This window comes from Saxibacter everestensis (genome assembly GCF_025787225.1).
Taxonomy (GTDB): Bacteria; Actinomycetota; Actinomycetes; order Actinomycetales; family Brevibacteriaceae; genus Saxibacter; species Saxibacter everestensis.
Window position 1 is genome coordinate 1,870,163 of record NZ_CP090958.1, and the last position, 20,753, is coordinate 1,890,915.

A 20,753-nucleotide genomic window follows, 5' to 3' on the forward strand; every position below is an offset into this window, starting at 1 on the left:
GAGTGCCAATCTTACCGCGTTCCATCCCCTGGTGCCGAAATCGGACCGGCCGCCATGGCGATTCGCACAGTGCACGCAGGAGACGAAGGGTTACCGTACTCAAGTGTCTTTCGATCGTTACGGGCCGGACATCCTGGCCTCCTCATCACCGTCATCGCACCGCCGCAGACAATCCGAGAAGGTGGAAGCAGCTCCCGGCCTAGTGGTCGAGGACTTCGAAACCGGCTGGGTCGGCGCCATCACCCGGGTCGAGAAAAGCGGCGGGGAACATATCGTCGAACTCGAAGACCGGCGCGGAAAACTGCGCAGCTTCGTGCTCGGGCCAGGGTTCCTGATCGACGGCAAGCCCGTGGAACTCGTCCAGCATCGCCCGGCGGCTGCGAAAACCACGGCCGTCACTGCCTCCGGGTCGCGGGCTGTCTCCGGTGCCCGGGCCAGAGTGGCCAGGGGTTCCCGGATCTGGGTGGAGGGAAAGCACGATGCCGAGCTGGTCGAGAAGATCTGGGGCGAGGACCTCCGAATTGAGGGAGTCGTCGTTGAGCCACTCGGCGGACTCGACCTGTTGCCAGAATGGCTGGCCGAATTCGAACCCGGACGCGGCCGGAAAGTCGGCGTGCTCGCCGACCATCTGATCGAAGGAACCAAGGAGACCCGACTGGTCTCCGACGTGCTGGCAACTAGCAGTTTCCGGGAGCACGTCATGGTGCTTGGGCATCCGTACGTCGACATCTGGCAGGCAGTCAGACCTGAACGGCTCGGTATCGACGCCTGGCCCACTATCCCGAAGGGCACGGACTGGAAGACCGGTATCCTCGCCCATCTGGGCTGGCCGCATGGCGGTCCGGCGGATGTTCGAATGGGCTGGCAGCGGATTCTTCGCCAGGTCGGCAGCTACGCGGATGTCGAGGCGACCTTGTCCGGACGCGTCGAGGAACTCATCGATTTCGTCACCGCGAGCGACTGAGTCCTACGGTACGACGCCGCATTCCGCAGTCGTCGCGGTATCGTGGCAGTACACACGATGAGCGGATTGAGCGCGATCATCGGTCCACTACTGAACGAGAGGTACTCCAGGTGTCTGAACCAGGCAACACCCAGGATCCCAATAATCCTTACGCAAGCGGCGGCCCGGCAGACCAAGGCGGGGACGCAGCCGGCCAGGGCGCTCCACAAGACGCGCCGCCGCAGCAGGACCAACCGCATCCAGAGCCGCCGCAGCAGGGTCAGCCACAGTACGGCCAGCCACAGCCTGGCCCCGCGCACAACGCGCCGCAGTATGGGCCCCCGCAGCCCGGGCCCCCGCAGTTCGGTCAGCAGCAGCCCGGCCAACCGCCGTACGGTCAGCAGCCCGGCTACGGCGCCCCGATGGCCGGACCACCGGTCAGCCCCTCGGACGAGCGACTCTGGGCAACCCTTACCCACGTCGGCGGGATCTTCTTCGGCTTCATCCCGGCACTGGTCATTTACCTCGTGTACAAGGATCGGTCCAGGTTCATCACCGAGAACGCGAAGAATGCGCTGAATTTCCAGCTCACCTGGCTTATCGCCTACGTCGTTTCGTACCTGCTGATGTTTGTGATCATCGGTTTCGTACTGCTGCCGGCGGTCGTGATCGTGGTGATCGTGTTCTCCATTCTCGCGGCGGTCGCCTCCAACCGGGGCGAGGTCTACCGCTATCCGATGTCGATTCGAATGGTCCAGTAGTAAAGCGGCAATCGTGGTGGCCGGTCAGCGTTGTTCGCTGGCCGGCCATTTTCGTACCCGTCCGCTTCAGTCCACCACCGCGCGCACAACGGCATCGGCCATCAGGCGCCCACGATCGGTCAGCACAAGTCTGCCCTGGAGCGCCAGCCGAGGCTCGACCAGGCCGTCGGCGATCAGCCCGGCCACCTGTGGCCGGCGATTCGCCGAGAGCAGACTCAGGTCGATCCCGTCTCGGATCCGGCTTTCCAGCAGGATCCGTTCCATCCGCCTGGTGTCATCATCGAGCAGTTCCCGGGCCGCCGCGGGACTCTGTCTCGCGGCCAGCCGGGCGGCGTAAGGACGCGGGTGCTTGACGTTCCACCACCGGACTCCGCCGACGTGGCTGTGCGCGCCGGGGCCGGCGCCCCACCAGTCAGCTCCGGTCCAGTAGGCGAGATTGTGCCGGCAGACGTCGGCGTCCGTGCGTGACCAGTTACTCACCTCGTACCAGCGGAACCCGGCATCAGCCAGCCGGGCGTCCGCGATCTCGTACTTCGTCGCCTGATCATCCTCGTCGGGCATCGGAATCAGTCCGCGCCGGATGTCGCGGTGCATCTTGGTGCCTTCCTCAACGATGAGTGAGTACGCCGATACGTGATCCGGCTGGCACTCCAGGGCGGCGTCGAGGCTGCGCTTCCAATCGTCGTTCGACTCCCCCGGCGTGCCATAGATCAGGTCAAGGCTGACCTTGAGGCCGGCATCCCGCGCCCAGCGCACAACATCTGGAATCCTGCGTGGGTCGTGAGTCCGGTCAAGCGTCGCCAGGACCTCCGGAACGGCTGACTGCATGCCGATCGAGATCCGGTTGAAGCCGGCGCCGGCAAGCGTCTGCAGACTCTCGGGCGTCACCGAGTCCGGATTGGCTTCTGTTGTTACCTCGGCTTCCGGCGCAAGTCCCCAGAGCTCGCCGGCTCGGCGCAGAATTGTGGCCAGGTCGTCGGCCGGCAGCAGGGTCGGCGTGCCCCCGCCGAAGAATACTGTGTGCAGCGGGCGAGCCGGGAGGCCGGCCGAGGCGAGCACGCCGGCACCGAACTCAAGTTCACTGATCGCCGTGCCTGCGTATTCCCGCTGGCTCGCGCCACCACCGAGCTCCGCTGCTGTGTAGGTGTTGAAATCGCAGTAGCCGCAACGCACCGAGCAAAATGGCACATGGACGTAGAGGCTCAATGGCCGACCGTCCGCGCCGTCGAGTACCGATGCTGGCAAATTTCCGTCCTGGGGAGCCGCGTCCCCCTCCGGCAGCACACTTGGCACTTGGGTTTAAGTCCGTTCTCAAGCTGGGTAGTTCGGTAAGAGGCACGTTTCGCCTCTTGTCGGAGCCTACAACGATCGAAAGTCTCTGGTCTTGTCGCACGACACGATGCAAAGATGAGTCACTATGACATCCTCAAACGATCCCCAGCTGCGCCGCCTTGTCTACGGGGTGATCTGGCCCGGATTTATCGGCACCACGGTGCCGGCTTGGCTAAGCGACGCGCTGGCCGACGGACTGGCAGGCGTGCTGTACTTCAGCCACAACATCGACTCCGAGCGGCAGCTGGCTGACCTGTCCCGGGCCGTCCACCAGGCCGGACCGCAGGCGTTGATCGGGATCGACGAAGAGGGCGGCACCGTCACCCGGCTCGATGCCGGACAGGGCTCTTTCACCCCGGGCAATGCCGCCTTGGGCCGGATCGATGATGTCGACGCCACAAGGGCGGTGGCGGCGGGCCTGGCACTCCGGCTGCGGGAAGCAGGAATCGACATCAATCTGGCGCCGGTCGCCGACGTCAACGTCAATCCAGCGAATCCGGTGATCGGCTTACGTTCCTTCGGGGCGTCCACTGAGCTGGTCGCCCGGCACACAGTTGCCGCAAGCGAGGGCTTCCAGTCGGCGGGAATCGCCGCATGCGCCAAACATTTCCCGGGCCACGGAGACGTCGCCGTCGACTCACATCTCGACCTCCCGGTCACAGATATCCGACCCGATGCGTTAGCGGCCGTGCACCTTCCGCCGTTCCGCGCTGCGGTCGGGGCCAGCATACAGGCGGTTTTGACCGCACACATCAGGATTCCCGCGTTCGGGGAACTGCCGGCGACCCTGAATCCGGACATTCTCCGGCTGTTGCGCGACGATGGCTTTACGGGAGTGATCATCAGCGATGCGCTGGATATGGCCGCCATCCGTCACCGTTGGGGCGCCGGCCCAGGAGCCGTGCTTGCGCTGCAGGCAGGGGTGGATCTGCTGTGCGTCGGCAATCCGACGAACCTGGGGCCGAAGGGCGGCAGCACAAGCGACGAAGCAGATTTCCACGAGGTGGCGGACGCGCTGTTCGGCGCGCTCGATGACGGCAGCCTCGATCGCGGAACCCTGGAGCGTGCCACCGCCAGATTGGAGCGGCTGCGCAACTGGCTGGGTGAGGCGCGCGCGATGTCGCAGCTGGACAGGCGACCGGTGAATGACGGCGAGCTGCTCCGGTTCAGCGACCGCGCCCTGCGCTGTACCGGCCAGGTCGGGCTCACCGCCGACCGAGCCGTCGTCATCGATTCCCGGCTTGAACGCAGTATCGTCAGCGATCCAGGTCAAGACGTGTTCATCGCCGCCCTGGCACAGCGGATTCAGCTCGAAGGCACCGGCTATACCGGGCACGCGGATACGATCGTGATCACCGACGCCGCGCGGCCGACCCCGGAGCAACGCAGCATGCTGGCCGACGTGCTCGTCGATCATCCGACCGCAGTACTGGTCGCGGCCGGCCCTGAAAGTGGCGGCCCGGAGGGTGGCAACACGGAGAGCGCCGGCCCGGAGAGCGGCGGAGAGAGCGGCGGCCCAGATGGCGGGGACGGGAGTCTCTTCACCGAGATTGGCTTCAGCCGGATCATCGAGTGTTTCGGCGCGTCCCGCTCGACCGGTGAGGCGGTCGCCCAGCGACTGGTGCCACTGCACGCCGCGGAACCGGAACTCAGCGGCGCGGATTCTTCCAGTCAGCCACGGCATCGTAAGTAGCGTCCAGCGCCTCAACAGCCTGGGCATGATTTCCTTGAGCAACGGCGACGAAGAGGATATCGACCAGGGTCAGTTGGGCGATCCGGCTCGCCATCGCGCCGGAACGAAGTTCGGTCTCCCTGACCGCAGTGAACAGGGCGATGTCAGCCGCCGCGCCGAGGGACGAACCACTTCCGTTCGTTATGGCGATCGTCGTTGCCCCGTTGCGGCCGGCCGAGCGCGCGAAGTGCAGCGTCTCCTCGGTACGCCCGCTGTGCGAGAAACCGATCGCGACGTCCCCTTCACCGAGCAGCGCGGCCGACACCATGGCGTCATGAGCGTCGGCAAATGTCAGCGCGGTCCTGCCGATCCGCAACAACTTCTGGGCCAGGTCGCCGGCCCCGATCCGGCTTGCACCGACCCCGAACAAAAGCACCTTCGGCGCAGCCGAGATGGCGGCGACCGCGGCCTGCAGTGAGTTCATGTCGATCCCGGCCGCGGTCTCCTCGATTCCCTTAGTCTCGGCGAAAGCGATCTTGCGCACGATCTCGCTCAGACCGTCGCTTGGCAGCAGGTCCGCTCCTCGCGCGTCCGGCGGCGCCATCTGGGCTGCTTCGCGGCCAAGCTCGGTAGCGAGCGCTATCCGCAGCTGCACGTAGCCGGTCATGCCTATGCTGCGACAGAACCGGACTACAGAGGTCTCTGATGTGTCGCAGAGCTGGGCCAGCTCGGTGATGGTCTTCTGCAGGACGAGCTCAGGATCCTTCACGATCGCCTGCGCCACCCGCCTGGCCGACGCGGGCAGCTCGGGCAAACGGGACTGAATCGTCGACTGAACGCTCATCTGCCCCACCGGCCTCTAAGAATTTAAACTAACGTCAGAACCAACTGTAATCTGGTTAATAATTTTCGGTACCCTGTCTTACTATGAAAGTCAGTAACTACGGCCGATCCGAAAGGCAGTCCGAGATGGCCTCTGAAACCGACGGTCCACTCCCTGACCTGCTGGGCGAGCTCGACAGTCTAAGCACGGAGAGTTACAACGAGACGTACCGCCAGATGGACACACTGCGCACAGCCGAGCTGGTTGCCGCAATGAACGCGGAGGATGCCGGTGTTGCCGCCGCGGTGGGCGAGACACGGGAAGCCATAGTTTCAGCGGTGGATGGGATCTCCGCCCGGCTAGCCGACGGCGGGCGGCTGATCTATCTGGGCGCCGGGACTCCGGGCCGTCTCGGCGTGCTCGACGCGGCCGAATGCCCGCCGACATTCGGCACCGATCCCGGGATGGTCCTGGGCATTATCGCTGGCGGCCCGGGCGCCCTGGTGCAGGCCGTCGAGGGCGCGGAAGACTCCGAGTCCTTCGGCGCTCGGGATCTTGAGCACATACACCTGACGGCGAGAGACGCCGTAGTGGGCATCTCCGCGTCCGGACGCACACCTTACGTCCGAGGCGGGCTTGAGTTCGCCCGGCGCGAGGGCGCCCTCACCGTTGCCGTGGCCTGCAACGCTGACTCCGCAATCGGCCGGATCGCCGACGTGGCGATCGAGGTGGTTGTCGGCGCGGAGTTCATCAACGGTTCCACCAGGCTGAAGAGCGGGACGGCACAGAAGATGGTCTGTAATATGCTGTCCACCCTCAGCATGGTCAGGCTGGGCAAAACGTACGGAAACCTGATGGTCGACCTGCAGGCGAGTAACGCGAAGCTGCTGGCTCGCTCCCAGCGTCTGGTGATGCTGGCTTCCGGCTGCTCCGAGTCGGTCGCCGCGTCAGCACTGCATGCGGCCGACGGCGAGGTGAAACTCGCCATCCTGATGCTGGTTGCCGAGGTTGATGCCACTGCCGCCCGTGCCGCTCTTGAGGCGAACAAGGGCTTCCTGCGGCAGGCGATCGCATCGTTCCACTAGGCTGAAAGCATGTCTCCGCCTGACCAGGGAAACGCAGTTCGCATCGTCTTCACCAAATGGGACGAATCCCTGCACTGGCACTTCGAAGGGACCGTGCTCGGCGAGGACGAATACGGCGTCTGGATCGGCATGCCCGCCGGAACGCTGGCTCGCCGAGGCATTCGACGCACACTCCCGTTCCGCCGGGCAGTGTTGTTCCTGGCACCCCGAGACAAGTGGTGGACAGCAACCTTCAATCTGGATCTCGGCGCATCCGGGAGCCTGGATGACGCGGTGATCTGGGAGCTGTACTGCGATATCGGCACCGTGCCGCAATGGCGTGCCGGCCCGGGTGGCGATGAAGTAACCATGGTCGATCTGGACCTCGACATCATCGCGCGCTCGGATGGCAAACTATTCATCGATGATGAGGACGAGTTCATCGATCATCAGGAGCTGTACGGCTATCCGGACGACGTCATAGCCGCGGCCAGGACATCCGCCGATGACCTGCTGTCCGCGGTCAGCAAAAACGCCGAGCCGTTCCGGTCCCACTACGTCCGATGGGCGAAACGACTCGGCGTCGAAGTGCAAACGAGCTAGGTTACTTCTTTTCCTTCTTGGTGTCCGCGTCCGAGGAGAGAGCGGCGATGAATGCCTCCTGAGGCACCTCGACCCGGCCGACCATCTTCATCCGCTTCTTGCCCTCCTTCTGCTTTTCCAGCAGCTTGCGCTTCCGGCTGATGTCGCCGCCGTAGCACTTGGAGAGAACGTCCTTGCGGATTGCCCGGATGGTCTCGCGGGCGATGATCCTGGCGCCGATGGCAGCCTGGATCGGCACCTCGAACTGTTGCCGCGGAATCAGCTCACGCAGTTTCCCGGCCATCATGACCCCGTAGGAGTATGCCTTGTCGCGATGCACAATCGCCGAGAAGGCGTCGACCTGCTCACCCTGTAGCAGGATATCGACCTTGACCAGGTCGGCAGCTTGTTCACCATCCACGTCGTAGTCAAGTGACGCGTAGCCCCGGGTCTTGGATTTGAGGATGTCGAAGAAGTCGAAGACGATCTCTGCCATCGGAATCATGTACCGGAGCTCGACCCGATCCTCGGAGAGGTAGTCCATCGCGAGCATGGTGCCGCGGCGTTGCTGACACAACTCCATCACCGGACCGACGAATTCGCTCGGCGTCAGCACCGTGGTGCGGACCATGGGTTCGCGGACCTCGGCAATCTTGCCCACCGGGTACTCGCTGGGGTTCGTGACTTCGACCTCTTTGCCGTCGTCCAGGGTGACTTCGTAGATCACGCTGGGGGCGGTGGCAATCAGGTCAAGGTCGAATTCCCGCTCGAGTCGCTCACGGATGATTTCGAGGTGCAGCAGGCCAAGGAATCCACAGCGATAGCCGAAGCCAAGCGCCGCCGAATTCTCCGGCTCGTAGACCAAGGCGGCGTCGTTCAGCTTGAGCTTGTCCAACGCGTCGCGCAGGATCGGATAGTCCGAGCCGTCGATCGGGAAGATTCCGGAGAACACCATCGGTTTCGCTTCCCGGTATCCTTCGAGCGCGACTTCGGCGGGCTTGGCAGCGTTGGTGACGGTGTCGCCGACCTTGGACTGCCGCACGTCCTTCACTCCGGTGATCAGGTAACCGACCTCGCCGACGCCAAGGCCCTTCGACGGTTCGGGTTCGGGTGAGCTCACACCGATCTCGAGCAGTTCGTGGGTGGCGCGGGTCGACATCATCACGATCTTCTCGCGCGGGGAGAGCTGACCGTCAACCACTCGAACATAGGTGACGACGCCCCGGTAGGTGTCGTACACGGAGTCGAAGATCATTGCCCGTGCCGGTGCGTTCGGATCGCCCACCGGCGCGGGCACCTCGGCGACAATCTTGTCCAGGACATCCTCGACGCCCTGTCCGGTCTTTCCCGAGACCCGCAGGCAGTCTGAAGGTTCGCAACCGATCAGGTTGGCGAGTTCCTCGGCGTACTTCTCCGGCTGGGCGGCGGGCAGGTCGATCTTGTTCAGCACCGGGATGATGGTCATATCGTTTTCAAGCGCGAGGTAGAGGTTCGCCAGCGTCTGCGCCTCTATCCCCTGCGCGGCATCGACCAGCAGCAGCGTGCCCTCACATGCGGCCAGCGAACGGGACACCTCGTAGGTGAAGTCGACGTGGCCAGGGGTATCGATCATGTTCAGCGCATAGCCGGCCCCGCCGACTTCCCATGGCATCCGAACCGCCTGGGACTTGATCGTGATGCCGCGTTCGCGCTCGATATCCATCCGGTCCAGGTACTGCGCGCGCATGGCCCGCTGTTCCACAACGCCGGTTATTTGGAGCATGCGGTCGGCAAGGGTCGACTTCCCGTGATCGATATGCGCGATGATGCAGAAATTGCGGATCAGTTCGGCCGGAGTTGCGCTAGCCACGATTGACGACGCCGAACGGGCACTCACCTTCGGTGACATTAGGGTATTACCTTCTAAGTTGTTGGGAATATCTATCATCACATGCTTTATCGTGTGTCTTGTGCCAGCCATTCTCGTCGGCGATCGCCTGGACCTGCAGGTCATGTCATTCAACCTGCGCTACGCGAACGCTTTCGACGCCCAGTCATGGAAGAAGCGACGGCCAGTCGCTGCAAAATTGATCGAGCAGGAATCCCCAGCCGTGATCGGCACCCAGGAAGGCCTCGTCGACCAGCTCGAACAACTCATCGAAGACACCCCGGAACGCTTTTGCTGGGTCGGCGAGGGGCGCGAGGGCGGCGACAACGGTGAGTTCACCGCCGTGATCTACGACAACACCCGGGTCGATCCGCAAAGCGTCGACGTGTTCTGGCTGTCTGAGACTCCGGATCGCGCCGGATCAAAAAGCTGGGGCAGCCGGCACCCACGGATGACGACCCTGGTGAAGTTCGTCGACCTGCTGACCGGCGTGCCATTCACGTTTATCAACACCCACCTCGACTACCGGTCCGAGAAGGCTCGGGTTCATTCGGTTGAGATGCTGTTGGAGAAGGTTCGCGAGGCGAACGAGCCAACGATTGTCACCGGAGACTTCAACGTCGACGACGAGTCGCCCATCCACGCCCAGCTGACCGCGCACGGCAGCCCGCTACAGGACGCCTGGCTGAATGCCGCGGAACACATCGGTCCGGCCTACGGAACCTTTCACGCTTACCGCGGCCTGGTCGAGAATGGAAAACGGATCGACTGGATTCTGACCACGGATCACTATGTGCCGACCCAGGCGGCGGTGAATCCCTTTGGTGAGGGCGGCCAGTTTCCATCCGACCACCTTCCCGTCCAGGTATTGCTGAGGCTCCGCGGCTAGAATCTTCAGATATGGGACTTAGGGAATTCGCTGGCCGACTGGTGCGTCGCGCCGCCGAAAAGGGCGCACAGAAGGCATCGCGGCTGCTGATCGATCAGGTCAACAAGGCGTCCGACGCTCGCGGCGGGCCGCGAATCCCAGTTCCGGAGAACCTTCGGCCGCCGAAACAGCGGAAGCCGACCGGCGACGTCATTCCCGGCGAAGTTGTCACAGACGATGTTCGCGCTGACCGGACCGCGCGAAGCGCGCCCGCCAGGCCTCGCTCGGGATATCCCGGTGACTTCGTCGGTGACCTCGATCCGGCCTATTCTGCCAACCCGGATGGCGCTCCGGACCCGGGAGAAATTGTTTGGGGCTGGGCGCCGTTCGAAGACGACCCTAGTCAGGGCAAGGACCGGCCGATGTTGTTGGTCGGACGCGACGGCGAGTTCCTGTTGGCGCTGATGCTGAGCAGCAGAGACCACGTCGATGCCGGTGGGCCGGGACTGCGCAGCGTCAACGGGCGATACTGGCTGGATATCGGATCCGGACCCTGGGATCCCAAGGGGCGCCCCTCGGAGGTTCGGCTGGATCGGGTCATCCGGCTTCGGGAAACCGGGATTCGCCGGGAGGGGGCTGCCATGCCTCGGAAGACTTTCGACCAGGTGGTGCAGGGTATGCGCGAGGCGCGCTTGGCGCGATAGCGCCCAACACTGGTAACGTTAGTTCTTGCGTGTCCGCTTGGGGTGTGTCTCACCCGTGGTCGGGCGGATGCGCTCCCGTGTTTTTGGTGTGTCGATCCCCAATCGGTGCTTGCTAGCGCGGGAAGCCCTCACGACCGTATTCGCTTTAACACGAAAGAGTGCACAAGTTGGCAAACATTAAGTCCCAGATCAAGCGTATTGCTACCAACGAGAAGGCTCGCCTGCGCAACCAGGCCGTCCGCTCCGAGGTTAAGTCGGCAATCCGCGCGTTCCGCGAGGCTGCTAAGGCAGGCGACAAGGATGCTGCCGTCAAGGCACAGTCTGCCGCAGCTCGCACCTTGGACAAGGCTGTCAGCAAAGGCGTGCTGCACAAGAACAATGCTGCGAACCGCAAGTCGGCTCTCGCACAGCAGGCAGCATCGCTCTAGGAGAACAGTTAAGCTCTAACGACGGCGTCACTTCGGTGGCGCCGTTGTTTTTTCTTCCATGCCGATGTAGAGAGGCCCCGATATGGCGCGACGCCCGCTAACCCCGCACTGGAGCGTAGAGCTCGGCGAAGAGTTCGAGTCTCGCGTGCTCGATGGTGACCTGCAGCTCGTCTCGGCAGGGCCGCCGGTGCGCACCGTGTGGGCCTCCGTCTACGCTCCCCCGCTGGAGATGCCGTTAACGGAGATTCTCAGCGAGGCTCGCGACTATCCGGAGCAGCTCGGCGGCGGCGTCGAAGTGATCGAGAGTGCCAGCGAGGACGAGCTGCGGCTCGCGCACTGGTACGGCGAGGAAATCGACGGCCGGTTGCAGCACTCGCTGTTCACCTACACGGCTCGTCGGGGCGAGCTCGTCTCACTGACGTTCATCTCGGACTCGGCGGATGACAAGCAGTGGGCGCTGGACACCTGGGCAACGCTCGAGTTCCAGCGCGATCCGCACCCGGAATCATTTGCCTGAGAAGGTCGTAACCGGCGCTCAGTTCCTGCGCTTCGCCGCGGAGGCGACGACGCCGATCATCTTCTCGACCGCATAGATCGGGTCACGTCCACCGCCTTTCACCGCCTCATCTGCATCGGCAACTGCCATGATCGCCTCCGCGAGGGCGTCCGGGCTCCAGCGGGACAGGTCACGCCGGGCACGGTCCACCTGCCAGGGCGCCATCCCCACTTCCTTGGCCACCGTTGCAGGGTTTCCGCGACCGACTGCGGACACCTTTGCCATCCCCCGCAGTTTCATCGCCACGGCGGCAACGAGTGGCACCGGGTCCGACCCGGTGGCAATAGCGTGCCGCAGCAGGTTCAGGGCCTGGCCGGTCTGACCTGCGGCCGCGGCATCGGCCACCTTGAAACCGGTGACTTCAACCCGGCCGCCGTAGTACAACTCGACGTGCTCCAGGTCGATGGTGCCCTCGGTATCGCTGATCAGCTGTTGGCAGCCCGATGCTAGCTCACGCAGATCCGCACCAACTGCATCGATGAGCGCGCGCAGAGCGGCGGGAGTGATCCTTCGTTTCGCCCGCCGGAATTCGCCGGTGGCAAAGTCATTGCGTTCGGAATCCTTCTTGATCGGCGTGGCTTCGATAACGGGAGCGCCAGAGGCCTTAATCGCGTCGAGCAGACGTTTTCCGCGGACTCCGCCGCTGTGCCGGAACAGGAAAATCACATCGGACTGGATGTCGCCAAGGTAGTCGATAGCGTCTTTGAGAAATGCGTCATTCGTGGCTTCCACGCCGGATGCAATCAATAGCTTGCGCTCACCGAACAGTGACGGCGACGTCAGGGTGGCGAGCTGACCCGCGTCATAGCTTGCTGCGTCAATCTCCGTGACCTCAAGTGCGGGATCGGCTTCATGCGCCTTCTGCACGAGCAACCCGGCCGCGCGGTCGACGATAACCTCTTCGGCACCGGTGATCAGTACGACAGGTGCCGGCTCCGCTTCATGCCAGGAAACCAGGTTCGTCTTGTTCTTGGCCGTTGGTCGTTCTCGAGTTGCCACCTCACCACGCTATCGCAGGAATTTGTCGGCGGTCAGCGGCAGGTCCCGCACCCGGATTCCGGTCGCGTGGTAGGCGGCGTTGGCAATTGCAGCTGCCACCCCGGTGATGCCGATTTCGCCGATGCCGCGGGCTCCGAGGGGACCGGCGTACTCATCGTGCTCGTCCAGCCATACCGCGTCCACGTCGAGGACGTCCGCGTTCGACGGCACGTGATATCCGGCCAGGTCATGGTTGACGAAATGACCGAACCGCTGATCGAGCACGCTTTCTTCGTGCAGCGCCATCCCTAGTCCCATTGTCATGCCGCCGATCAGCTGCGACCGGGCGGTGCGAACGTTGATGATTCGCCCGGCGGAGAACACGCCAAGCAAGCGACGGGCACGTATCTCACCGGTGTCGGCGTTCACGGCAACTTCGGCGAATTGGGCGCCGAATGAATGCCGCTCGTACTCGTCATCGGCGGGATTCATTGGCATCTCCGCCTCAACCTCATCGCCGGGCTGCGGGCTGTCCCCATATTTCTCTTGCAGCGCGTCGGCGGCAGCGATGATTGCCGAGCCCCAGCTGACTGTTCCGGTGGATCCTCCGGCGACCGATGCCGTCGGTAACGATGTGTCGCCGATTTCAACCGACACCTCGGCCAGGGAACAGCCGAGCGCGTCGGCGGCGATCTGGCTCAGCACTGTCCAGGCGCCGGTTCCGAGATCCGCAGACCCGATCCGCACCTGGTAGGTGCCCTCAGCTGTCACCGTGATCCGGGCTATTGAGCCTGGGGTTCGGAGCGCAGGATAGGTGGCAGCCGCCATGCCGGTACCGATCAGCCAGTCACCTTCGCGCCGGGACCGAGGCCGAGGGTCGCGCTGATCCCACCCGAAGCGTCGCGCTCCTTCCCGGAAGCAGTTCACCAGGTGACGATTGACGAATGGTTTGCCCGACACGGGCCCCTCGTCCGGCTCGTTACGCACCCGGAGTTCGACCGGGTCGAGACCGCATGCCTCGGCCAGTTCATCCATGGCGACCTCGGGACCGAACATTCCCGGGCATTCGCCCGGAGCGCGCATCCAAGACGGAACAGCGACATCCAGGTCGGCGAGCCGCTCGGTAGCCCTGCGGTTCGGCGCCTTGTACATAATCGCCGTCGGTTTGGTGGTTCCCTCCGGGAATTCCTTGATCCGCGAGGTCAGTTCGATTGAATCGTGGGTTATCACGCCGAGCCGACCCGACGAATCGGCACCAAGTCGAACCCGCTGAATCGTCGGCGTCCGGTAGCCGGCCAGGGCGAACATCTGTTGGCGGGTCAACGCGAACTTGACCGGCCGTCCAAATGAGAACTTAGCTGCGAGGGCGGCAAGTACCACGTGAGCATGTGGCAAGCCTTTTGAGCCGAAGCCGCCGCCGACGTGGGGGCAGATTACCCTGACCCGCTCCGGATCAATGCCGAAGACAGTAGCGAGCTGTTTCCTTACACCGTGAACGCTTTGGGTGGAGTCGTACAGAGTGAGGTCCTCGCCCTGCCATACCGCGATGGTCGCGTGCGGCTCCATCGGATTATTGTGCTCGGCAGGCGTGGTGTATGTCTGGTCAATGGATACGTCGGCCGCGGCGAGGGCCGCAGCGACATCCCCTTCGCTCGTGTCAGCGTCGTAGTCATTGCCGGGTGGGTGCAGGTCACCCCGGTCCGGACGCAGGTCGGCGTCGTGCTGCCACGGTTCGTACTCGGTTTTGACCGCGCCGGCGGCCTGACGAGCGATCTCCGGCGACTCAGCGAGAACGGCAGCGATGAACTGCCCACGAAACCCGATATCGCCGGATTGCAGCACCGCCAGTTCGGCATCCTCGGTACTAGCCAGCTCCGGCGCATCGAGGTGAGTCAGCACGGCGTGCACTCCGGCAATCGCCTCGGCATCCGCGGTATCGATGGAAATAATCCGGCCCCGAGCAATCGTGGCCTGCGCGGGAAAGAGGTATAGCGGACTCTCTACCTCGTGCTCGTAGGCGTATGTCGCGGCACCAGTGACCTTTGCCCGGCCATCGATCCGCTCAAGGCTCCTGCCAATTTCCCGGGCAGGCAAGGCGTCATTCATCGTCCGCTCCCCTCAGTGAGCGCGCGCAGCACGGACACCATGGCATTCCGCACCATCGGCAACTTGAACTCATTGCCTTCCAGCGGCTCGGCCAGCCGAAGCTCGGTGTCGGCTGCCGCACGAAATTCTTCCTCGGTCGCGGGTCTGCCACGAAGCGTTTCCTCTGCCTGACGGGCCCGCCAGGGCTTATGCGAGACGCCGCCGAGGGCAATCCGAATGTTCTGAACTACCGGAGCCTCCGCACTGTCTTCAAGCTCGACGACTACGGCGACGGAAACCAAGGCGAAGGCATATGAGGCACGATCGCGAACTTTCCGATACGCCGATCTGGCCGATGCCCCGGCGCTCGGTAGGTCTATGGCAGTTATCAGTTCACCATGATCGAGATTTGTGTCTCGCTGCGGAGAGTCGCCTGGGAGACGGTGAAACTCCGCGATCGGAATTCCACGCTCTCCGGCAGCGCCCTGCACGATGACGGTCGCGTCGAGCGCAGCCATGGCCACGGCCATGTCGGATGGATGGACGGCGACGCAGTCCCTCGATGCACCGAAAATCGCGTTGTCGCGCGAGTAACCGCCGAGCGCGGAGCAGCCTGACCCGGGGTCGCGCTTATTGCACGGGGTGCTGACATCCTGAAAATAGACGCAGCGGGTTCGCTGCAGCAAATTACCGCCGGTCGTCGCCATGTTTCGTAGCTGACCGGAAGCGCCGGCGAGCAGGGCTTCGGACAGCATGGGATAGTTTCGACGGATCAGAGGGTGCGCTGCCAGGTCGCTGTTGCGCACGGTCGCACCGATTCGCACGCTACCGTCGGGGCGTTGCTCGACCCGGTCCAGCGGCAGGCCGCTCACGTCGACCAGCAACTCCGGTTCGACGATGCCGAGTTTTAGGTGGTCGACCAGATTTGTGCCGCCCGCCAGAAACCGGGCCTTCGGGTTGCCGACGACCGCCCGCACCGCGGAGAGGGCGTCCGGCGCCCGCTGGTAGTCGAACGGAATCATGAGGCATACCCTTCGGTTGCTTGGGTGCTAGGAGTATCCGATTCATCGACGACCTGCCGGATGGCGGCGACGATGTTCACGTACGCGCCGCATCTACAGAGGTTGCCGCTCATCCGTTCCCTGATCTCGTCATCATCGAGGGAGGCAGGACTGCCGACCCCGCCCGCGACGTCGCTGGTCGCATGGCTCGGGTGCCCCGAGGACGCCTCGTCCAGCATGCCGATCACCGAACAGATCTGTCCCGGTGTGCAGTAGCCGCATTGAAAGGCGTCCTGATCGAGGAATGCCTGTTGCACGGGATGCAGCTGCTCGTCCTCGACTAGCCCTTGAGCGGTGGTGATTTCCGCGCCATCGTTGGCAACCGCCAACGAGAGGCAGCTGAGGACCCGGCGGCCGTCGATCAGGAGGGTACACGCGCCGCATTGACCGTGATCACAGCCCTTCTTGGGCGAGGTGATACCGAGTTGCTCCCGCAGGGCGTCCAAAACGGTCGTCCTGGTATCAACCGTTAACGTCCGCTGTTCCTTGTCCACGTTCAGGGTGATCCGGGCGTTCATCGAGTCGCGCGCCTCCTCAAGAGCCATATACCGCAACCTATCGCAGCGCACTGACACGCAACAAGGACCGCTGAGCACACTTCGAGGCCGGATCGGCTGACTCCGCTCGATCGGTGCCAGCGTTGGTGCCACCGACCGAAACCGGGCCGGCCGGTGGCGCCTCCGTCCGCGACCGGGGCCGGCCGATGCATTCGAAGAAGCGGCGAAGCGCGGCAAATTCACGAATCGCGAATCAGCGAATCATGAAGCCGGTCTCGCCTTGTGGCTCCTCCTCCACGACACTGACCTGGTCGATCCGGGCCAGCCTCGGGCCGTGCCGCATCCATTCGACGGTTGCCTCAACTAGGTCCGAATCGCCCTCCAGTACCGCCATAACGCTTCCGTCCGGCTGATTGCCAACCCAGCCACTCACTCCGAGCCTCTGAGCAGTCTTCTTGCAGTAGTACCGGAAGCTGACGCCCTGCACGCTTCCGGTCACGGTAACCAGGCGCCGAACCACATTCATGGCGCCAAGATAACCCCGGCACGATCGCTTGGCCAGCCCTGACTGGCTTAACCAGCCCTGGCGGGCTCAGTCCCTGCGGGCTCAGTCCTGCGACAGCACCTCGGCCTAGGATTCAGGAATGGCCAATTGGGATGACGTCCGGCGGATTGCCCTCAGCCTGCCGGAGACCACCGAGCGCCCGTCTTATGATGGCGTACCTTCATGGCGGGTCAGGGACAAGCTCTTTGTCTGGGAGCGACCGCTGAAGAAGTCCGACCTCGAAGCGCTCGGCAGTTCGGCGCCCGACGGCCCGATTATCGGCGCACGGGTGCCGGACTCCGGAGCAAAGGAAGCGCTACTCGCCGACAACGCGGGTGTCTACTTCACCACGCCACACTTCGATGGATATCCGGCAATTCTGGTGCGGCTCGAACGAATCGACGTCTCCGAGCTGCAGGAACTGCTGGTCGAAGCCTGGCTCGCCCGGGCGCCGAAGCGACTCGCCACGGAGTACCTTGGCACGGTCGACTAGACCGAGGACAGGGCAGTAAGTACCCGCACTGTTAACAGCTTCGCTCCGTCGCGACCTGGATGTCCGCCGGATCGAAACTCAACGCGATACTGCCACAGAGGTCGGTGCGAACTGTGCTCGCCCGCGCCCGGCTCAGCAGCTGCAAGGTGGCAGGGGCAGGATGCCCGTAGTCGTTACCCGCCCCGACGGACACCACACCGAGTCGCGGCCGCAGTTCGGCGAAGAAACGGGCATCCTGGTTCTTCGAACCATGATGCGGCACGAACAAAACCTCGGCATCAAGATCGTAGCGTCGGCGCAGCGTTGCCTGGCTTTCCGGCTCGATATCGCCCGGAATCAGCACTGTGTGTCCCGCTACCGTGAGCAGAACGACGATGCTCGCCGCGTTCGAACCATTTGCGGCAACCTGCGGAAGGTCATTGCCGGCCGGCGGCCAGAGCACCTGGTAGGAGGCATTTCCAACTTTCCCGGACATCACACCCGAGGCGACCGTGATCGGCACCTTCTGATCGACGAGCAGCCGCCGCACCCGCCCGGCGGTTGCCGGCGGGTCCCTGACCGGATTCAGCAATGCCCCGTCCACCTTTCGCCCGGCGATCGCGCCCTCCAGCCCACCGACATGATCCAGATCGAAATGGCTCAGGATCAGGAATACACGTTCGACGCCCAGCGTGGTCAGGCAACGGTCGACCGGCTCCGGCTCGAGGCCGACGTCGATAACAATCGCCGACCCGGCCCCTCCCCTGATCACGGTGCCGCTGCCCTGACCCACGTCGCACGCCACCACGTCCCAGTCGCTCGGCAACCAGCGATTCCCCGGGCGCCAGAGGGGCACTGTGATAGCCGCCCCCAGCAAACCAGCCAGCACGACAAATGCCACGATCCGAGGATGCTTCAGCCGGGTCGCCACTATCACCAGTCCCACGGACAGGGCAGTCAACCCGGCCAGAAGAATCAGCCCTCCGATACCGGACGGCCAGGGAATCTGTGCAAACGGCAGGCCTGAAAAGAACCGGGCGACGCTGGCGATCCATTGCGCACCGATACCGGCCCACCAGGCCAGAAACTCTCCCGCTGGGGGCCAAAGCTGTGCCGCAGGAATGGTCAGGACGCCGAGGATTGTGGTCGAAGCGACTGCCGGCGCCGCCAGCACGTTGGCCGGCACCGCATAACTGCTGACGGCCGGTTGCAGCAAAATGATGACCGGAGAGCAGAACAGCTGGGCTGCAGTCGGCACCGCGAGAGCGAAAGCCAGCCAGTCCGGCAACCACCGCGCCAACAACCGGGCAAACGGTTTTGCGCAGAGCAGCAAGCCGACGCAGGCAAGCACGGACAATGCGAACCCGTAATTTCGGGAAAAGTATGGATCTGCGGTCAACAGCAGCAGCATGGCGAGACACAAAGCCGGCAGGCCGCGTCCCGAACGTCCGGTTCCCAGGCCAAGCAGGCACACCATCGCCATCACTGAAGCCCGGAGGACGGTCGGGTCCGGGGCGACGAGCGCGACGAATCCTACAACCGACCCGGCGGCGAGCAGCATTCTGCGGCCACGACGGAGCCCTACCGCCGCGCCGACGAGCAGCACGGCTCCCGAGAAGATCGCCAGATTGCTTCCCGATACAGCTGTAAGGTGCGTCATTCCGGTGCGCTTCATCGCCTCTTCAAGTCCGGCATCGAGCCCTGCGGTGTCCCCGACGACCAGGCCGGGCAGCAGCCCGCGCGCATCTGCCGGCAACACCGTTGCCGAGGAACGCAACCCAGACCGCAGCCGTTCCGTCGTCCGGTGATAGCCGTCCGGCTCGGTGATCACCACCGGCGGGCCATCCGGGAATGCCAATGCAACAGCGGCGCCTCCAGGATCCAGCACTGAGAACTTCACCCGGGCACGAAGCGTCTGCCCACTACGCACGGATTTCCAGCTCGAACCGGCCAGCACCGTGACAGGAGTTCGCAGATCGCTCATCGCCGGCCGCCCGTCAATTGCGGTGAGCCGCACAGTCACGACGGTACGATCCCGCCCACTGAAACGATCCGGCGTCGGCGCGGTCTCCGGCGGGCGGGCCACCTCCATCTGGACCGCGTAGCTCCGCTGCAGCGCCAGCTGTTTGGTCAGGTCCGGAGGCGCACGAATCCGGTTGTGAACCGCGGACGACGCAATGACCAACGAGCCGGTCAGCAGCACGACGCAGACCGCCGGGACGGTTCTGCCCCACCACGGCAGCGCGCCGCGGCGCAGCAGGCTCCCGCACAGCAGAAGTAGGCCGGCTGCAGCACAACTGGCGGCAACCAGAACGGCGGCCGGAAAGCCGGCACCTACTGCCCAGGCCGCTGCTGCCCAACAGGCCACTGCGCTCGGTGCCAACCGTAGATCGGCGCGCCAGGAAGCCTTCGCGAGATCACTCATACCGTGACCAGATCCTTGAGTTCGGCGAAGGTTTTCGGCCCGATCCCTGGCACGTCCATCAAATCTTCGATCGCCGTGAATCCGCCATTTGCCTCCCGCCAGGAGATGATCTTCTCTGCCGTCACCGGCCCGACCCCGGGAAGTTCGTCGAGTTCAGTAGCAGATGCGGTATTCAAATTGACCAGCGAACTCTGGGACCCCGAATCCCGGTGCCCCGGATTCCCCGGCGCTGCACCGTCGGATGGCGGGGCCTGACCTGGTCCGGAAGCCGGAGCGGACGGCGGCCCCGGAGCGGCTTCACCGACCTTTGGCACGTATAGTTGCTCTCCGTCGACCAACTGGCGCGCGAGATTTATGCGGCTCAGGTCGGCCCCCGCGGCAGCACCACCGGCCAGCTCAATGGCGTCATCCACCCTGGAACCGGCCTGAACTGTGACAAGCCCGGGCTTCCTCACCGCGCCGACAACGTGAATCTTGAACTCTGACTGGCCTGACGGCTTGCCGGCCTGGCCTGACGGCTCACCGGCCTGGCTGCCGTCCGGACGCTCCGGGTCCTGCGGCGCCTCGTTCCCCGTCGCCGCACTTGGCCGTGGCGCGACGGTTCGAACTTCACGGTCCGGCGCTTCGGTCACCGCCCTTACCGCGAGGTACGTGCCGGCCAGCAGCGCGATCAACGCCACGATAACTGTCGCGCCGAGCCGAATGGACCACCGACCGGTTCCCCCACCGAGGACAGCCGGAATCCGCCGGGCAATGCGTCCGCTCAGGGTGTCGGTTACTTCGGGGGCATCATGGTCGTATTGCCTGGGAGTCCAGCCACGGCTCGGCTCCGACGCCTCGACATCGCGCGCCGAAGCGAGCAGGTCGGCCATCCGGTCGGCCGGGGAGCGTGCGGAGGGCGGCTGCCCAGCTGACTGTCGACGTAGACCTGCCATGGCATGACGGTAGTCAGCTGGGGTCGCACCTGGCCCGTGGAAGCGACTTCTGTGCAGGAGCCCGCTTCCCGCAACCTTTGTGACGACAAGTGCGGCTCATCAGTTGCGCGCCTCGTAGTACTCGACCTCCTCACCGAGGACGCGTTCCCGCCATGA

20 protein-coding genes are annotated in these 20,753 nt (G+C 64.1%); 10 read left to right on the forward strand and 10 right to left on the reverse strand.

Annotation, left to right across the window (positions count from 1 at the left end; genetic code table 11):
• Positions 1-103 precede the first annotated feature (103 nt).
• On the forward strand, positions 104-964 hold the full coding sequence (locus LWF01_RS08995) for a DUF3097 family protein (RefSeq protein WP_349640676.1): 861 nt from the start codon (positions 104-106) through the stop codon (positions 962-964).
• 110 nt (positions 965-1,074) lie between these two features.
• Positions 1,075-1,704, forward strand: a complete 630-nt coding sequence (locus LWF01_RS09000) for a DUF4870 domain-containing protein (protein ID WP_349640677.1) — start codon at positions 1,075-1,077, stop codon at positions 1,702-1,704.
• 66 nt (positions 1,705-1,770) lie between these two features.
• Here the strand turns inward: LWF01_RS09000 and hemW are convergent, their stop codons facing one another.
• Positions 1,771-2,997: a radical SAM family heme chaperone HemW gene (gene hemW / locus LWF01_RS09005; protein WP_349640678.1), complete on the reverse strand. Its 1,227-nt coding sequence runs from the start codon at positions 2,995-2,997 to the stop codon at positions 1,771-1,773.
• 124 nt (positions 2,998-3,121) lie between these two features.
• Between hemW and LWF01_RS09010 the strand changes: the two genes are divergently transcribed.
• Positions 3,122-4,729 (forward strand): glycoside hydrolase family 3 protein, encoded by a 1,608-nt coding sequence (locus LWF01_RS09010; protein ID WP_349640679.1) that lies wholly within the window; start codon positions 3,122-3,124, stop codon positions 4,727-4,729.
• Here the strand turns inward: LWF01_RS09010 and LWF01_RS09015 are convergent.
• The gene (locus LWF01_RS09015) at positions 4,686-5,552 is read right to left on the reverse strand and encodes a MurR/RpiR family transcriptional regulator (RefSeq protein ID WP_349640680.1); all 867 of its coding nucleotides are present in this window, start codon (positions 5,550-5,552) and stop codon (positions 4,686-4,688) included. The two genes, LWF01_RS09010 and LWF01_RS09015, sit on opposite strands and share 44 nt — an antisense overlap.
• 125 nt (positions 5,553-5,677) lie before the next feature.
• Here LWF01_RS09015 and murQ point away from each other — a divergent pair, with 125 nt between their 5' ends.
• Entirely contained in the window at positions 5,678-6,616 is a 939-nt protein-coding gene (gene murQ, locus LWF01_RS09020) for an N-acetylmuramic acid 6-phosphate etherase (RefSeq protein ID WP_349640681.1), read from the forward strand.
• Positions 6,617-6,625: 9 nt separating this feature from the next.
• On the forward strand, positions 6,626-7,198 hold the full coding sequence (locus LWF01_RS09025) for a DUF402 domain-containing protein (protein WP_349640682.1): 573 nt from the start codon (positions 6,626-6,628) through the stop codon (positions 7,196-7,198).
• 1 nt (position 7,199) lies between these two features.
• On the opposite strand, the gene lepA is transcribed toward LWF01_RS09025, so the two are convergent.
• A complete protein-coding gene (gene lepA, locus LWF01_RS09030) occupies positions 7,200-9,065 on the reverse strand; it encodes a translation elongation factor 4 (protein ID WP_349640683.1) in 1,866 nt (621 codons plus the stop codon).
• A 61-nt stretch (positions 9,066-9,126) separates the two neighbouring features.
• Here lepA and LWF01_RS09035 point away from each other — a divergent pair, with 61 nt between their 5' ends.
• The 4 genes from LWF01_RS09035 to LWF01_RS09050 all read left to right on the forward strand — a co-directional run bounded on the left by LWF01_RS09035 (position 9,127) and on the right by LWF01_RS09050 (position 11,561).
• Positions 9,127-9,933, forward strand: coding sequence for an endonuclease/exonuclease/phosphatase family protein (locus tag LWF01_RS09035; protein ID WP_349640684.1), 807 nt, complete (start codon positions 9,127-9,129; stop codon positions 9,931-9,933).
• Positions 9,934-9,944: 11 nt separating this feature from the next.
• Positions 9,945-10,616 (forward strand): type II toxin-antitoxin system PemK/MazF family toxin, encoded by a 672-nt coding sequence (locus tag LWF01_RS09040; RefSeq protein WP_349640685.1) that lies wholly within the window; start codon positions 9,945-9,947, stop codon positions 10,614-10,616.
• Positions 10,617-10,783: 167 nt separating this feature from the next.
• Positions 10,784-11,044 (forward strand): 30S ribosomal protein S20, encoded by a 261-nt coding sequence (gene rpsT / locus LWF01_RS09045; protein ID WP_349640686.1) that lies wholly within the window; start codon positions 10,784-10,786, stop codon positions 11,042-11,044.
• 82 nt (positions 11,045-11,126) lie between these two features.
• Positions 11,127-11,561: a hypothetical protein gene (locus tag LWF01_RS09050; RefSeq protein WP_349640687.1), complete on the forward strand. Its 435-nt coding sequence runs from the start codon at positions 11,127-11,129 to the stop codon at positions 11,559-11,561.
• A gap of 18 nt (positions 11,562-11,579) precedes the next feature.
• Here the strand turns inward: LWF01_RS09050 and holA are convergent, their stop codons facing one another.
• The 5 genes from holA to LWF01_RS09075 form a co-directional block, all read right to left on the reverse strand.
• A complete protein-coding gene (gene holA / locus LWF01_RS09055) occupies positions 11,580-12,599 on the reverse strand; it encodes a DNA polymerase III subunit delta (RefSeq protein WP_349640688.1) in 1,020 nt (339 codons plus the stop codon).
• A 9-nt stretch (positions 12,600-12,608) separates the two neighbouring features.
• On the reverse strand, positions 12,609-14,684 hold the full coding sequence (locus LWF01_RS09060; RefSeq protein WP_349640689.1) for a xanthine dehydrogenase family protein molybdopterin-binding subunit: 2,076 nt from the start codon (positions 14,682-14,684) through the stop codon (positions 12,609-12,611).
• Entirely contained in the window at positions 14,681-15,685 is a 1,005-nt protein-coding gene (locus LWF01_RS09065) for an FAD binding domain-containing protein (protein WP_349640690.1), read from the reverse strand. Before LWF01_RS09065 ends, LWF01_RS09060 begins: the two co-directional genes overlap by 4 nt.
• Complete coding sequence (locus LWF01_RS09070; RefSeq protein WP_349640875.1) at positions 15,682-16,242, reverse strand: 2Fe-2S iron-sulfur cluster-binding protein; 561 nt, start codon at positions 16,240-16,242, stop codon at positions 15,682-15,684. The genes LWF01_RS09065 and LWF01_RS09070 overlap by 4 nt, the downstream gene beginning before the upstream one ends.
• A 232-nt stretch (positions 16,243-16,474) precedes the next feature.
• Complete coding sequence (locus LWF01_RS09075; RefSeq protein ID WP_349640691.1) at positions 16,475-16,747, reverse strand: acylphosphatase; 273 nt, start codon at positions 16,745-16,747, stop codon at positions 16,475-16,477.
• Positions 16,748-16,865: 118 nt separating this feature from the next.
• On the opposite strand from LWF01_RS09075, the gene LWF01_RS09080 reads away from it, so the two are divergent.
• Positions 16,866-17,258 (forward strand): MmcQ/YjbR family DNA-binding protein, encoded by a 393-nt coding sequence (locus LWF01_RS09080; protein ID WP_349640692.1) that lies wholly within the window; start codon positions 16,866-16,868, stop codon positions 17,256-17,258.
• Positions 17,259-17,289: 31 nt separating this feature from the next.
• Here LWF01_RS09080 and LWF01_RS09085 read toward each other — a convergent pair whose 3' ends face one another.
• Complete coding sequence (locus LWF01_RS09085; RefSeq protein ID WP_349640693.1) at positions 17,290-19,662, reverse strand: ComEC/Rec2 family competence protein; 2,373 nt, start codon at positions 19,660-19,662, stop codon at positions 17,290-17,292.
• Positions 19,659-20,597 carry a helix-hairpin-helix domain-containing protein gene (locus LWF01_RS09090; RefSeq protein WP_349640694.1) on the reverse strand — a complete coding sequence of 313 codons (939 nt, stop codon included), beginning with the start codon at positions 20,595-20,597 and terminating at the stop codon, positions 19,659-19,661. The genes LWF01_RS09085 and LWF01_RS09090 overlap by 4 nt, the downstream gene beginning before the upstream one ends.
• Positions 20,598-20,753: the final 156 nt, after the last annotated feature.